We start from the raw sequence: 12,583 nt of genomic DNA, 5'->3' as shown, positions 1-12,583 counted from the left end.
CGTGGGTCGGGGCTTTTTTATGTTCAATCGGGACGGCCACCCAAGGCCGGCCCATTTATTACCAGAGCAATATGCAAAGCAGCAGCAGCCTTTTCCCAGTGGCCTTGATCAGCGCCGAGCGACGTGGCGATCTGATCGAGGACGTTTATCGCCTCAAACCCGCCAACAGCCCCGATGCCAGCGTCGAAATCGCCTTGACCCGCCTGGGGCTGGTGGCGCAGCCCGATGCGCGCGGCGTGCCGGTGATCCTGTTGCACGGCAGTTTTTCCAATCGGCGGTTCTGGTATTCGCCCAAAGGCATTGGCCTGGGCGCGTATCTGGCACGGGCCGGCTTTGATGTGTGGATCCCGGAAATGCGCGGACATGGCTTGTCTGCGCGCAATCAGGCCTATCGCCACAACCGGGTTGCCGACTATGCGCGTTACGACCTGCCGGCCATCGCGGCATTTGTCACCGAGCAGAGCGGGCAGGTCGCCCACTGGCTCGGCCATTCGCTGGGCGGCACAACCCTGACGGCAGCCCTGGGCGGTCAGTATCTGGGACCGGACAGCGCGGCTTCGGTAGCGCTGTTTGGCAGTCAGATCAGCCGCACGTACTGGCCGCTGAAAATCCCTCCACTGCAATGGTCCAGTCGTTTACTGCTCAAGCGCTTCGAGCACATTTCCGGTCCACGCTTCAAACGTGGCCCGGAAGACGAGCCGATTGGCCTGGCGCTGGAAAGCCTGCGCTGGCATGGCTTGTTTGGCCGCTTCGGTGACCAGCACAGCGATTGGTGGGCGGGTCTGGCTGAGGTCAGCGTGCCTTTATGGGTGGTAGCGGCGGCGGGCGATCACCAGGACCCGGTGTGGGCGTGTCGCAAGCTTTACGAGCAGATCGGTTCGCCGCAGCGCACATTTACCTGTCTGGGTCGTGAGCAGGGCTTCTCCGAGGATTTCGGCCACGTACAGATGCTGGTCAGCAAAGCCGCGCAGCGCGAGGTCTGGCCGCTGGTCAAGGACTGGCTGCACGAGCGCTGCGTGCCTGTACAGGAGCTGTCGGAGCAGCCGATCGCCGCAATGCATTGAGCCAGATCGTTTCGCTGTCGCCTGGTTGCGGCTAAGCTACGCCTCAGCAGATCCATTTGCCCCTTGATGAACCCTTCACTGACAGGAGTTACTTCATGCATTACCTCACTCCCGATTTGTGCGACGCCTACCCGGAACTGGTGCAGGTCGTTGAGCCGATGTTCAGCAATTTTGGCGGCCGTGATTCCTTCGGCGGCGAAATCGTCACCCTCAAGTGCTTTGAAGATAACTCGCTGGTGCGCGAGCAGGTCGAGCAGGACGGCAAGGGCAAAGTGTTGGTCATTGATGGCGGCGGATCCCTGCGTTGCGCCTTGCTGGGTGACATGCTGGCCGAAAAGGCTGCCCGAAGCGGCTGGGAAGGCATGGTCATCTACGGCTGCATCCGCGACGTGGATGTGATCGCGCAAACCGACCTCGGCGTTCAGGCGCTGGCCAGTCACCCGAAAAAGACCGACAAGCGCGGCATCGGCGATCTCAATGTCCCGGTCACTTTTGCCGGCGTTACCTTCCGTCCGGGTGAATACGTGTATGCCGACAATAACGGCGTGATCATTTCGCCTTCTCCTCTGAAAATGCCGGAATAAGCGAAGTACGAATGTTCGACGAGCAAAACGCGCAGTGGGGGCTGGTACATGCTCTCGTATTGGATGGTAGTGGCGGGGCGCGTTTCATCGCTCGGACCGAACTGGATTGCCTGCAGTTGCAGCCGCACGAAAGTGTCTGGCTGCACTGGGATCGTGGCCATCCGCAAACCCATACCTGGTTGCGCACCGCCAGCGGCTTGAGCGAGTTCGCCTGCGACCTGCTGCTTGAAGAAAACACCCGGCCACGTTTGCTACCGCTGCCGGACGACAACCTGTTGCTGTTCCTGCGCGGGGTCAATCTGAATCCGGGGGCCGAGCCTGAGGACATGGTCTCGGTGCGGATCTTCGCTGCGGCCCAGCAAGTCATTTCCCTGCGCCTTCGTCCGCTGCGCGCCACTGACGAACTGATCGAGCAGCTGAATGAAGGCAAGGGGCCGAAAACCGCCTCCGAACTCATCCTGTATCTGGCTCAGTACCTCACCGATAAAGTCCAGGCATTGGTCGGCGACCTGACTGAATCGGTCGATATAGAAGAAGAAAAGATAGATGCCGACGAGCGGTATACGCCCGATCACGGAACGTTGTTGCATATCCGTCGCCGTGCCGCTGGCTTGCGGCGTTTTCTCGCTCCGCAAAGAGACATCTACGCGCAGCTGACGCGCAGCAAATTCCCATGGTTTGTCGACGATGATGCCGACTACTGGAATGAGCTCAACAACAGCCTTACCCGATACCTCGAAGAACTGGAATTGACCCGTGAACGCGTGGGTCTGGTGCTCGAATCCGAAGATCGGCGCCTGCGCGAGCGAATGAATAAAACCATGTATCGCTTCGGGATTATCACCGGTATTTTCCTGCCGATGAGCTTCCTGACCGGCTTGCTGGGGATCAACGTTGGCGGCATACCGGGCTCTGCCAGTCCCTACGGTTTTCTGGTGGCCTGTGCGTTGATAATCGCGGTCGCGCTGGGCCAGTGGTGGCTGTATAGACGCCTGCGCTGGGTGTAAAAACGCAGATATTTGTCCGGGCCTGACCAAAGGCGTGTGACTCATGCAAATTTGGTCGCGTCTTTTAGTGACGTTACGTGAGGTGCCTGATGCACGATCCGTTTGAAGAATCTTTGCGCGACATGCTCAATTCGTCGTCCTCCAGCCGGGATGACGATGCGTGCCTGGGGCGAGTGTTGAAGACCGCCAACCGTCAGGTCGGCGCAGGCGTACTGTTCGGCCTTCTGGGTCGTTGGTCGCAAGCCATGATGATTGCCCTGAACAATGGCTCGGCCCATGTTTCACCGGTGTCGCGCCGCAATAACCTTAAAGTAAACGCTCGCACTGTCGATAAGGCTGACTGAACATGGAATTGGATCTCTGGACACAGAGCCTGGTTGCCGCAATGACTGCATTGTGGACCAAAGTTGCAAATTTCATCCCTAACCTGTTCGGTGCCCTTGTTGTTGTGTTGCTGGGCTTTGTTGTTGCCAAGCTGCTCGATACATTGCTGTCCAAGTTACTGGCCAAGCTGGGCCTGGATCGCCTGATGGGCGGTACCGGTTTGACCAAACTGATCAGTCGCGCTGGCGTTCAAGTGCCGATCTCGACGCTGATCGGCAAGATTGTCTACTGGTTCGTATTATTGATTTTCCTGGTGTCGGCGGCCGAGTCGCTTGGACTTGAGCGGGTTTCCGCGACACTGGACATGTTGGCCTTGTACCTGCCGAAAGTGTTCGGTGCTGCCTTGGTGTTGCTCGTGGGAGTGCTGTTGGCGCAGTTGGTCAACGGCCTGGTGCGCGGAGCCGCTGAAGGTGTAGGGCTGGATTACTCGGCCGGGCTGGGAAGAATTGCCCAGGGCCTGGTCATCATCATCAGTATTTCGGTGGCGATCAGCCAGTTGGAGGTCAAGACCGATCTCCTGAACCATGTCATTGTGATTGGTTTGATTACCGTTGGTCTGGCAGTTGCACTGGCCATGGGCCTTGGAAGTCGCGAAATCGCGGGCCAGATACTGGCGGGAATTTATGTGCGGGAGTTGTATCAGGTAGGGCAACAAGTGCGTGTGGGCGAGGTCGAAGGCCAGATCGAAGAGATCGGCACGGTGAAAACCACCCTGCTGACCGATGAGGGAGAGTTGGTTTCATTGTCCAACCGGATCCTCCTCGAACAGCGAGTGAGCAGCCGTTAGGCGGCTAACCTGCTAATGTATGCCGCCACGAATCGCCGGAATCCGGACAGTGGCGGACATTGACCCGACTGTCGGCACGACTTGTTTTGAATAAACCCCAACCGCTACCGATGCGCTACGACCCCCGCGAGCTCTCTGACGAGGAGTTGGTTGCGCGCGCGCACGTTGAGCTGTTTCACGTGACCCGGGCCTACGAAGAGTTGATGCGGCGCTATCAAAGGACACTTTTTAACGTTTGTGCACGTTATTTAGGGAACGATCGCGATGCAGATGATGTCTGTCAGGAAGTGATGCTCAAGGTGTTGTATGGCTTGAAGAATTTTGAGGGCAAATCGAAATTCAAAACCTGGCTCTACAGCATCACTTACAACGAATGCATTACGCAGTACAGAAAGGAACGGCGTAAGCGTCGCTTGATGGACGCTTTGAGTCTGGATCCACTTGAGGAAGCGTCTGATGACAAGGCGCCTAAACCTGAGGAGCCGGGTGGACTCGATCGCTGGCTTGTGTATGTGAACCCGATCGATCGGGAGATTCTGGTGCTGCGATTTGTCGCAGAGCTGGAGTTCCAGGAGATCGCAGACATCATGCACATGGGCTTGAGCGCAACGAAAATGCGCTACAAGCGGGCTCTTGATAAATTACGTGAGAAATTTGCAGGCGTTACCGAAACTTAACTCGGTGCAAATACCTCTAACAATCGGGCAAGTTCTGATAGACTTGCCCACGAGTTGTCCCTTATATGTGGGACTGCTTTACAATCACCAGATGGGGATTTAACGGATGAAACTGAAAAACACCTTGGGCTTGGCCATTGGTACTATTGTTGCCGCTGCATCGTTCGGCGCTCTGGCACAAGGCCAAGGCGCAGTCGAAATCGAAGGCTTCGCCAAGAAAGAAATGTACGACAGCGCCCGTGACTTCAAAAACAACGGCAACCTGTTCGGCGGCTCTGTTGGCTACTTCCTGACTGACGATGTTGAATTGCGTCTGGGCTACGACGAAGTGCACAACGTTCGTAGCGACTCGGGCAAGAACATCAAGGGCTCCGATACCGCTCTTGACGCTCTGTACCACTTCAACAATCCGGGCGACATGCTGCGCCCTTACGTCTCGGCTGGTTTCTCCGATCAGAGCATCGGTCAGAACGGCCGCGGTGGTCGTAACGGCTCCACTTTCGCCAACGTTGGCGGCGGTGCCAAGCTTTACTTCACCGAAAACTTCTATGCCCGTGCAGGCGTTGAAGCTCAGTACAACATCGACCAAGGCGACACCGAGTGGGCTCCAAGCGTCGGTATCGGCGTAAACTTCGGTGGCGGTTCGAAGAAAGTTGAAGCAGCACCAGCTCCAGTAGCTGAAGTGTGCTCCGACAGCGACAACGACGGCGTGTGCGACAACGTCGACAAGTGCCCGGACACCCCGGCCAACGTAACTGTTGACGCTGATGGCTGCCCAGCAGTTGCCGAAGTGGTTCGTGTTGAGCTGGACGTGAAGTTCGATTTCGACAAATCCGTAGTCAAGCCTAACAGCTACGGCGACATCAAGAACCTCGCTGACTTCATGCAGCAGTACCCATCGACTACCACCACTGTTGAAGGTCACACTGACTCCGTCGGTCCTGACGCTTACAACCAAAAACTGTCTGAGCGTCGTGCAAACGCCGTTAAACAGGTTCTGGTTAACCAGTACGGTGTTGGCGCTAGCCGCGTAAACTCGGTTGGTTATGGCGAATCCCGTCCAGTTGCTGATAACGCAACTGACGCTGGCCGCGCTGTTAACCGTCGCGTAGAAGCTGAAGTTGAAGCCCAAGCTAAGTAATTAGCCCGCTTTAAATCGCTTCAATAGAAGAGCCCGGCTTATGCCGGGCTTTTCTTTGCCCGGAATTTGACCCTTGAGCTTCAGGGGTCCATAAATCACGGGGGCGGAAACTGGAGGAATAGGCAATATCCATGGCGGAAACGGTCATCCGGTTTGAGGTCTTCAGTCGTAGCATGGCCTTCTCAAACACTGATCGAGGACCTGTCATGACAGCTGCAAAAACGATTTTCATCACCGGAGTCAGCAGCGGCTTCGGTCTAGCTTTAGCCACCGAAGCAATCGCCGCAGGGCATCGCGTCATTGGCACAGTGCGCAATAGCCAGGCGCTGGAGGCGTTCGAAGCCGGCGCGTCGGGTCGGGCGCACGGCGTGATGCTGGATGTCACCGATTTCTCTGCCATCGACGCGGTAGTCGCCAAGGCAGAAGCTGACTTTGGCCCTGTAGACGTCGTGGTCAATAACGCGGGTTATGGCCACGAAGGCATCTTCGAGGAATCGCCCATCGAAGAGATGCGCAGGCAGTTCGACGTAAATGTGTTTGGCGCAGTGGCGATCACCAAGGCGTTTGTGCCTAGGTTCAGGCAGCGCAGGACCGGTCACATCATCAACATCACCTCCATGGGCGGGTTTATCACCATGCCGGGCATCGCCTACTACTGCGCGAGCAAATTCGCCCTCGAAGGCATTTCCGACGCGCTGAGCAAGGAGCTCAAACCCTTCAATGTTTTCGTCACCGCTGTGGCACCGGGCTCGTTTCGTACCGACTGGGCGGGACGCTCCATGCTCAGAAGTCCTCGGGCGATTGCCGACTATGATGCGTCGTTTGATCCGATTCGACAGGCGCGCGAAGATAAAAGCGGCAAGCAGTTGGGCGATCCCCGCAAAGCGGCGCTGGCCATTCTGCAGTTGATCGCCAGCCCGACACCGCCTGCGCATCTTTTGCTGGGCAGCGATGCGCTGGAATTGGTCAGGAGCGAATTGCAGCGCAGGCTGGAGCAAATCGACGCCTGGGAATCGCTGACCCGGTCCACCGACGGCTGAAGAGGTAGCAATGAGCCAAGAGCACGATACGAAAGCGCGCATGATTGAGTTGATGGAACGGCTGGCGCCTGCTGAAGGCTACAACCTGTCGGCACTGGATGATGTGCGCTTTCTACGTTCCAATCGGCCTTTGACGCGCACCCCGGTGCTCTATGAGCCGGGTATCGTGATCCTCTGTCAGGGGCGCAAGCGCGGTTATCTCGGCGACGAAATCTACCTTTACGATGCCCAGCATTACCTGGTGGTTTCGGTGCCGGTGCCGTTCACCATGGAAACCGATGCCAGCGCTGCAGAGCCGATGCTGGCGGTGTATCTGCGTCTGGATTTCAACCTCGCTGCGCAATTGATGCTGCAAGTCGATGAGGGCGAAGGCGGCACTCAGGCGCAGCCCAGAGGTATGTACTCTTCGCCCATGGAAGATTCACTGCGCAATTCCACGCTGCGCTTTCTCGAAGCCATGAGTGATCCGACTGAGGCGCGGATTCTGGGGGCTTCACTGCTGCGGGAGATTTACTACCGGATCATCTGCGGCGAGCAGGGCGGCTCGTTGCGCGCCGCCCTGAACAGCCCGGGACAATTCGGCAAGATCACCAAGGCGATCCAGCGTATTCACGCCTGTTATCAGGAACCGCTCGATGTGGACGGCCTGGCGAAAGAGGCGGGCATGAGTGCGTCCAGTTTCCACTCGCACTTTCGCGCGGTCACCGATACATCGCCCATGCAGTACCTGAAATCCACGCGCCTGCATCAGGCGCGCTTGTTGATGCTGCGCAACGACATGACTGCGGCAATCGCCGGCTTTAGTGTCGGCTATGAAAGCCCGTCGCAGTTCAGTCGTGAATTCAAGCGTTTCTTCGGTCTCACGCCGCACAGCGAAGTGGCGCGCATCCGGCGCAGTTACGCCTTGCCCGCACCCACTTCACCGTCGATTTACGTGTCCTCTCACTGACAACCCATCAACCAACGCTGGCCTGGGTTTGCAGCCAGTCCGTCATTTCTGCCTGATCGACAGCGGCCACCGCGCCGATCACCAGGATCGCCGGGCTTTTCAATTGGAAGCTTGCGGCGTCGCGTTGCATGTCGGCCAGGGAACTGCGGCATTCGCGCTGTTGCGGCAAGGAAGCATTTTCGATCATCGCCACCGGCGTTTGCGCGGCGAGGCCGCCAGCCAGCAGGCTGTCGCGGATTTCCGCCAGTTTCGCCACGCCCATGTACACCACCAATGTGGTGCCGGTCTGCGCCAGCGCCTGCCAGTTCAGACTGCTGTCATCCTGGGTATGCGCGGTGACCAGCGTCACGCCGCGACTGATGCCGCGCAACGTCAGCGAGATGCCGCACTGCGTCGCGCCAGCCAAGCCTGCGGTGATGCCATTGACCAGTTCGACCTCGACATTGCGCGCGCGCAACCAGTCGGCTTCTTCGCCTCCGCGCCCGAAAATACACGGATCGCCGCCCTTGAGGCGCACCACGCATTTGCCCTGGCGCACGTAACGCAGCATCAGACGAGGCAGCCGCCGCGTTTTCCAACCGGGATAATTCGTGCGTTCGGGCAGTGTTCGAGCACGGCGGTATTGACCAGATCGTCGATCAGCACCACATCGGCTTCGCGCAACGCCCGCACGGCCTTGAGAGTGAGTAACTCCGGATCACCGGGACCTGCGCCCACCAGCCAGACTTTTGCACTCATGCTGCTCACCTCTTAATTGATCGCGACTGCTGTCAGCAGCCGTTTGATTTCTGGTACGCAGGAGCCGCACATGCTGCCGCAGCCGAGTTGTGTCTTCAATTGACCCAAGTCCAGGCCCTGAGCAATGCCGGTAACGATTGCCCCTTCGCTGACGTTCATGCAGTTGCACAAAATCCTGCCGCGCGTGGGTGTCGAGCCCGCGCCCGGCGGCGTGCTGAGCGGCGCCAGCAACCAGCGACGCAAGTTGTCGTTGAGGCTGCCTTCAAGCCATTGGCTTTGCAGCCAGTGACGAGCCAGGGTTTCCCCCGCCAGGCGCACGGCGGTAATCCGCCCGTTTTCCAGACGCACACGCTTGCCGATGGAGCGTTTTGGGTCGTCATAGGCCATGACCGGCCCTTCGTTCAGGCCGAGAATCCGGTCGATTTCCTGCAACAGCTCGGGTTCCGGTGCTTTGGCATTGGCCGCGTTGATCACCAGGCCCGGACGTTCACGACCGGCCAGGCCGAGGCTGAGGTAATCGAAGGCTTCGCACAGCGGCCGTATCGCCGTCAGCAACGTCTGCACATCGCCTTCGATCAGGACGAAGAGCTTCCAGGGCAGGTCAATCTTGTCGATGCGTACGCCCGAATGCTTCAGCTCCGGCTGCTTGGACAGCGGATCGAATGCCGGTTGGGTCAGCAGGTTGACCCCGCCCTTGAGGAAGCGATCGCCCCAATGCATGGGCAAAAATGCCTGACCGGCGCGCAGGCTATCGTCGCTGCCGACCGGCACCACGATGCTGCCGCGGCGACTGGTCAGGCTCACCAGATCGCCGGGCTGCAGGCGGTGGCGATTCAGTTCATCAGGATGCAGGCCCAGAACCGCTTCGCTGACATGACCAAACAGGCGCGCCGCCGTGCCTGTGCGGCTCATGCCATGCCATTGGTCACGCAGGCGCCCGGTGTTGAGGGTCAGCGGATAGCGTGCGTCACGCAACTCGCTGGGCGCGCGATAGGGTTCGGCAAGGAAGCGGGCGCGGCCGGACGGCGTCGGGAAAATCCCGTCCGCATACAGTCTTGGCGTGCCGAGCGTTGCGCCTTGGGGGAACGGCCATTGCTGCGGGCCGCTCTGGTCGAGGATCGCGTAGCTGATGCCGGACAGGTCCAGATCGCGCCCCTCCGTCAGGACTTTGTACTCGTCGAATAACGCTTGTGGCCGGGCAAAGTCGAACAGTGCAGGCGCATCGGGTTGCAGCCGGGCTTGCAGGCGTCGGGCGAAATCCACGGTGATCGCCCAATCCGGTCGTGCTGCGCCGGGTGCCGGAATCGCCCGGCGAACATGGGAAATGCGCCGTTCGGAGTTGGTCACCGTGCCTTCTTTTTCGCCCCAGCTGGCGGCGGGCAGCAGCAGGTCGGCAAAGCGCGCCGTTTCCGTGGTGCGAAAGGCTTCCTGCAGGACCACGAACGGGCAGGTGGTCAGCGCTTGCTGAACCTTGTGTTGATCCGGCAAGGATTGCGCGGGGTTGGTACAGGCGATCCACAAGGCTTTGATCTTGCCGGCCTGGACCTGCTCAAACAGCTCGATGGCTGACAGCCCCGGTGTTTCCGGCAGGCTGTCGATCCCCCAGTATTCGGCGACTTCGGCGCGATGCTCGGGGTTGGCGGCTTCCCGGTGGCCGGGCAGCAGGTTCGACAGGCTGCCGGTTTCCCGGCCGCCCATGGCGTTGGGCTGACCGGTCAGGGAGAAAGGTCCGGCACCGGGACGGCCAATTTGCCCGGTGGCCAGATGCAGATTGATCAGTGCGCTGTTTTTCGCGCTGCCGGACGTGGATTGATTCAGGCCCATGCACCACAGCGACAGGAAGCTCGGCGCCTGTCCGACCCAGCGCGCACAGGTCTGCAATTGCTCGACGGAGACGCCGCACAGTTCGGCGACCCGTTGCGGCGGGTAATCGTGGACCAGCGCCTTGAGCTCGGCATAGCCTTCGGTGTGCGTGTCGATGAAGTCGCGGTCGATCCAGCCTTCCCAAAGCAGTAAATGCAGAATGCCGTGAAACAACGCGACATCGGTTCCCGGCTGAATCGCCAGGTGCAGATCGGCCAGCTCGCAGGTGTCGGTGCGACGCGGGTCGATGACGATGATTTTCATCTGCGGGCGGCTGCTTTTTGCGGCTTCCAGGCGCCGAAACAGAATCGGGTGGGCGTAGGCCATGTTGCTGCCGACGATCAGCACGCAATCGCTGAGTTCGATGTCCTCATAACTGCACGGCGGCGCATCCGCACCGAGGCTGCGTTTGTAGCCCACTACTGCGGAGGACATGCACAGGCGCGAATTGCTGTCGATATTGTTGGTGCCGACCAAGGCGCGGGCCAGCTTGTTGAACGCGTAATAGTCTTCAGTCAGCAACTGTCCGGAAATATAGAACGCCACGCTGTCCGGGCCGTGTTCGGCGATGGTTCGGGCGAACACTTCGGCGGCGTGATCCAGCGCCGTGTCCCAATCAGTGACGCTGCGGGCCAGGGATTTGCCCAGACGCAGTTCCGGATACAAGGCTCTGGCACTGAGATCGCCAGTCAAATGCAGGCTTGAACCTTTGCTGCACAGTTTGCCGAAGTTGGCCGGGTGTTGTGGATCGCCGCTGACGCCTAGGATTTTATCTTCGTCGTGCTCGATCAAGACGCCGCAGCCCACGCCGCAATAGCAGCAGGTCGATGCGGTGATCTGAGTCAGGGATGGAGTCTGGACCCCGGTCTCGGTCAGGCGCATAACGCAACACCCAGAGTTACGTCGGTGGCAGCGCCCAGGCTGTGTTCGCCAAACATCAAGTGATCGCGACTGTTGCCAATGCAGCGTCCTTCGCGAATCTGCCGCAGGTACCAGCCGCCATCCGCCGTGTCGCCGTAGAGGCAGGCGCCCACCAGCAAGTCATTCTTGATCACCAGTTTCTTGTAGCTGCCGCTGATGGGGTCGCGAAGGGTGATGCTTTCGGTGCCGTCGCCACCCATGAAGTCGCCGGCGGAAAACAGGTCGATGCCGGTGACTTTCAATTTGGTCGAGGTCACCGAACCCTTGTAGCTGGCAAACCCCAGTTGCGCGAGGTGATTGGCGCAGACCTTGGCTTGTTCGAACAGCGGCGCCACCAGGCCGTAGGCCGTTCCCCGGTGGCTGGCGCATTCGCCGATGGCGTAGATGCGTGGGTCGAAAGTCTGCAAGGTGTCGCTGACCAGAATGCCTCGGTCACAGGGAATGCCCGCCTGTTCGGCCAGCTCGATGGCGGGGCGTACCCCAGCGGCCATCACCACCAGGTCCGCAGGCACAACATCGCCGTTGGAGAACTGCACGGCCTTGACCCGGCCTTCGCCGTCGTCGAGCAGCGCTTTTGTTTGTTCACCAAGACGGAATTTCAGCCCGCGCTCTTCAAGGGCGTGCTGCAGCAATTGCGCCGAGGTCTGGTCCAGCTGGCGCTCCAGCAGCCACTTGCCGATGTGCACTACCGTGACGTCCATGCCGCGCAGCTTCAGGCCGTTGGCCGCTTCAAGTCCCAACAGACCACCGCCGATGACGACGGCATGTTTATGGGTGCGCGCGGTGTGAATCATCTGCTGCGTGTCGGCAATGTCCCGATAGCCAATGACGCCATCCAGGGTGTTGCCGGGAATCGGCGGAATGAACGGTTTGGAGCCGGTGGCGATCAGCAGGCGGTCGTAATGGGCCTGAGTGCCATCGTCGGCGGTGACGATTCTTTTGATTCGGTCGATTCTGACAACGCTGCGATTGAGCAGCAGTTTGATGTTGTTGCTCAGGTACCAGTCCAGATCGTTGAGCACGATTTCATCGAATTTCTGCTCGCCGGCCAGCACGGGCGAAAGCAGGATGCGATTGTAATTGGGGTGCGGCTCGGCGCCGAACACGGTGATGTTGTACAGGTCATCGCTCAGCTTGAGCAGCTCTTCCAGAGTTCGCACCCCGGCCATGCCATTGCCGATCATCACCAGTTTGAGTTTTTTCATGTTGCCTCCGAGATCCACCATGGGCGCGCTCGACAAAATCCGTGCAAACAAAAAAGGCGTCCCGCTAGTTACCTAGCGAGGACGCCTTTGTCCGATCCCGTTATCTCGGGAAGCCCGGGCCTTCGTCGTTGAAGGTCAGGGCTGAATGTGAGTTGCTTGAGAGGGAATATGCATGGGTTGTGCCAGATTAGACTCGGACTGCGTTGGAGCGAGGCTTGCCCGC

General features: G+C 59.2%; 10 protein-coding genes and 2 pseudogenes. 9 read left to right on the top strand and 3 right to left on the bottom strand.

Going from position 1 to position 12,583, the window contains the following annotated elements; translation table 11 throughout:
* Positions 1-71 precede the first annotated feature (71 nt).
* From CFII64_RS07420 to CFII64_RS07380, 9 genes are all read left to right on the top strand, one after another.
* A complete protein-coding gene (locus tag CFII64_RS07420) occupies positions 72-1,064 on the top strand; it encodes an alpha/beta fold hydrolase (protein ID WP_020290169.1) in 993 nt (330 codons plus the stop codon).
* A 95-nt stretch (positions 1,065-1,159) separates the two neighbouring features.
* Complete coding sequence (gene rraA / locus CFII64_RS07415) at positions 1,160-1,648, top strand: ribonuclease E activity regulator RraA (protein WP_020290168.1); 489 nt, start codon at positions 1,160-1,162, stop codon at positions 1,646-1,648.
* Positions 1,649-1,659: 11 nt separating this feature from the next.
* Positions 1,660-2,655 carry a zinc transporter ZntB gene (locus CFII64_RS07410; protein WP_020290167.1) on the top strand — a complete coding sequence of 332 codons (996 nt, stop codon included), beginning with the start codon at positions 1,660-1,662 and terminating at the stop codon, positions 2,653-2,655.
* A gap of 89 nt (positions 2,656-2,744) precedes the next feature.
* Positions 2,745-2,999, top strand: a complete 255-nt coding sequence (locus CFII64_RS07405) for a hypothetical protein (protein WP_020290166.1) — start codon at positions 2,745-2,747, stop codon at positions 2,997-2,999.
* A 2-nt stretch (positions 3,000-3,001) separates the two neighbouring features.
* Positions 3,002-3,826, top strand: a complete 825-nt coding sequence (locus tag CFII64_RS07400) for a mechanosensitive ion channel domain-containing protein (protein WP_020290165.1) — start codon at positions 3,002-3,004, stop codon at positions 3,824-3,826.
* Positions 3,827-3,912: 86 nt separating this feature from the next.
* Complete coding sequence (gene sigX / locus CFII64_RS07395; protein WP_080290634.1) at positions 3,913-4,503, top strand: RNA polymerase sigma factor SigX; 591 nt, start codon at positions 3,913-3,915, stop codon at positions 4,501-4,503.
* Positions 4,504-4,609: 106 nt separating this feature from the next.
* Positions 4,610-5,644, top strand: coding sequence for an OmpA family protein (locus tag CFII64_RS07390; RefSeq protein ID WP_020290163.1), 1,035 nt, complete (start codon positions 4,610-4,612; stop codon positions 5,642-5,644).
* Positions 5,645-5,850: 206 nt separating this feature from the next.
* A complete protein-coding gene (locus CFII64_RS07385) occupies positions 5,851-6,684 on the top strand; it encodes an oxidoreductase (protein ID WP_020290162.1) in 834 nt (277 codons plus the stop codon).
* A gap of 10 nt (positions 6,685-6,694) precedes the next feature.
* On the top strand, positions 6,695-7,633 hold the full coding sequence (locus tag CFII64_RS07380; protein ID WP_020290161.1) for an AraC family transcriptional regulator: 939 nt from the start codon (positions 6,695-6,697) through the stop codon (positions 7,631-7,633).
* 7 nt (positions 7,634-7,640) lie between these two features.
* Here CFII64_RS07380 and cobA read toward each other — a convergent pair.
* From cobA to CFII64_RS07365, 3 genes and pseudogenes are all read right to left on the bottom strand, one after another.
* A pseudogene (gene cobA / locus CFII64_RS07375) lies at positions 7,641-8,371 on the bottom strand (uroporphyrinogen-III C-methyltransferase).
* 12 nt (positions 8,372-8,383) lie between these two features.
* Entirely contained in the window at positions 8,384-11,116 is a 2,733-nt protein-coding gene (locus tag CFII64_RS07370) for a nitrate reductase (RefSeq protein WP_020290160.1), read from the bottom strand.
* A gap of 32 nt (positions 11,117-11,148) precedes the next feature.
* Positions 11,149-12,360 (bottom strand): annotated as a pseudogene (locus CFII64_RS07365) (NAD(P)/FAD-dependent oxidoreductase); the annotation flags it as partial.
* Positions 12,361-12,583: the final 223 nt, after the last annotated feature.

Source organism: Pseudomonas sp. CFII64, from assembly GCF_000416235.1.
GTDB lineage: Bacteria > Pseudomonadota > Gammaproteobacteria > Pseudomonadales > Pseudomonadaceae > Aquipseudomonas.
Note: the sequence above shows the minus strand (reverse complement) of the source record. Positions and strands in the feature narration are given on the sequence as shown.

Coding starts and splice junctions, on each gene's coding strand:
- CFII64_RS07420 (WP_020290169.1), top strand. CDS start 72: ATGCAAAGCAGCAGCAGCCTTTTCCCAGTGGCCTTGATCAGCGCCGAG.
- rraA (WP_020290168.1), top strand. CDS start 1,160: ATGCATTACCTCACTCCCGATTTGTGCGACGCCTACCCGGAACTGGTG.
- CFII64_RS07410 (WP_020290167.1), top strand. CDS start 1,660: ATGTTCGACGAGCAAAACGCGCAGTGGGGGCTGGTACATGCTCTCGTA.
- CFII64_RS07405 (WP_020290166.1), top strand. CDS start 2,745: ATGCACGATCCGTTTGAAGAATCTTTGCGCGACATGCTCAATTCGTCG.
- CFII64_RS07400 (WP_020290165.1), top strand. CDS start 3,002: ATGGAATTGGATCTCTGGACACAGAGCCTGGTTGCCGCAATGACTGCA.
- CFII64_RS07390 (WP_020290163.1), top strand. CDS start 4,610: ATGAAACTGAAAAACACCTTGGGCTTGGCCATTGGTACTATTGTTGCC.
- CFII64_RS07385 (WP_020290162.1), top strand. CDS start 5,851: ATGACAGCTGCAAAAACGATTTTCATCACCGGAGTCAGCAGCGGCTTC.
- CFII64_RS07380 (WP_020290161.1), top strand. CDS start 6,695: ATGAGCCAAGAGCACGATACGAAAGCGCGCATGATTGAGTTGATGGAA.
- CFII64_RS07370 (WP_020290160.1), bottom strand. CDS start 11,116: ATGCGCCTGACCGAGACCGGGGTCCAGACTCCATCCCTGACTCAGATC.